This is a genomic window from Rhodococcus sp. IEGM 1302 (genome assembly GCF_030056935.1).
Classification (GTDB): domain Bacteria; phylum Actinomycetota; class Actinomycetes; order Mycobacteriales; family Mycobacteriaceae; genus Rhodococcus_F; species Rhodococcus_F qingshengii.
Window position 1 is genome coordinate 1 of the sequence record NZ_JASHKY010000063.1, and the last position, 1,402, is coordinate 1,402.

Sequence of the window (1,402 nt, forward strand, 5' to 3'; positions counted from 1 at the left end):
CGATACGTTGCCCACGCAACTTCACCTGGAAATCCGAACGACCGATGTACTCCAATTCGCCCTGAGCGTTCCACTTGACCAGGTCACCCGTCCGGTACAACCTACTGCCTGAGCCCACATCACCCGAGCCCCGAACAGCAAAGGGACTGGCGACAAATCTTTCGGCGGTCAACGCCGAGCGCTTTCCGTATCCGCGTCCGACACCGACACCGCCCACGTACAACTCGCCAACTACACCCGGAGGTACGAGGCCCAACGACTGATCAAGGATGAACAGATCTACATTCGGCACTGACGTGCCGATCGGAACACTGACCGTGTCATGTGCCGTTACCGTGTGGAATGAAACTACGTCCGACGCCTCCGTTGGCCCGTAACTGTTCACCACACGCACGCCGCTCGACAACAAGCCGCCCAGACGATTAAGCCGGATCGACTCGCCGCCGAGGAACACGACGTCCAGGGCGGTCAGCGCAGACTGGTCGTCACAAGACACGACCGCTTCGAAAGCGCTGGGCGACATGTTCACCACTGTGACGTCACCCTGCGCGACGCGACTAACGATGGCGTCAGGGTCGAACCCCTCACCTGCAAGGACCGCAGTCCGTCCACTGCTCAGTGCGGCCCAGACATTCTTCTGCGTCAAGTCGAAACTAGGTGACGACGCGATCAAAAGGCCACCGGTCTGAGGTAATTCGCTGCGATACCAGGACACCGTGTTCTCAATACCCGCCATCGGGACCAACGTCGGCTTCGGACGACCCGTCGAACCTGACGTCGAAATGACATACCCCAACCGGTCCCCCGCACCAGCGTTCCGCCAGTGATCCACTCGCACGCTGTCAGCGTCCACGCCGAACTGGACGTCATCGAACACCAGGACGTCGACCGCCAGATCCAAGGGCTGCGCGCTAAGCGCGCATCGGGCGCCTGTATCTGCAATAATCGCGTCGATTCGATCCTGCGGATACGACGGATCTATCGGCCCGTATGCCGCACCGGACTTCCACACCGCCAACATCCCGACTATCCATTCGATGGATCTCGGTACGACCAAGGCGACTACATCGTCCCGACCTACGCCGATTTCGATCAACCGTTCCGCGACTGAACTCGAGCGAGCGTCAAGTTGCGCAAACGTCAGACATTCGCTATCAGATGCCACAGCAACCGAATCGGGAATCCGCTCAACCTGATCACCGAACATCGCCACCAAGGATTTGGTTGCAGACACATCACTGGGGCCAGTGGACCACTCGAATAGTTTGCTGCGCTCAGAAGCAGCAAGTACGTCGATACTGCCAACGCGAACAGCCGAATCCGCCGCTGCTGCGGTGAGGATTCGTCCGAATCGTTCAGCAAATGAGGCAACCGTCGACTCGTCGAACAGATCCGTCGCATA

At 59.1% G+C, this 1,402-nt stretch carries 1 protein-coding gene; it reads right to left on the bottom strand.

Features of this window, described 5'->3' with window-relative positions:
* On the bottom strand, window positions 1-1,402 hold a 1,402-nt coding region (locus QM609_RS29115; protein ID WP_283337658.1), incomplete at both ends, for an amino acid adenylation domain-containing protein.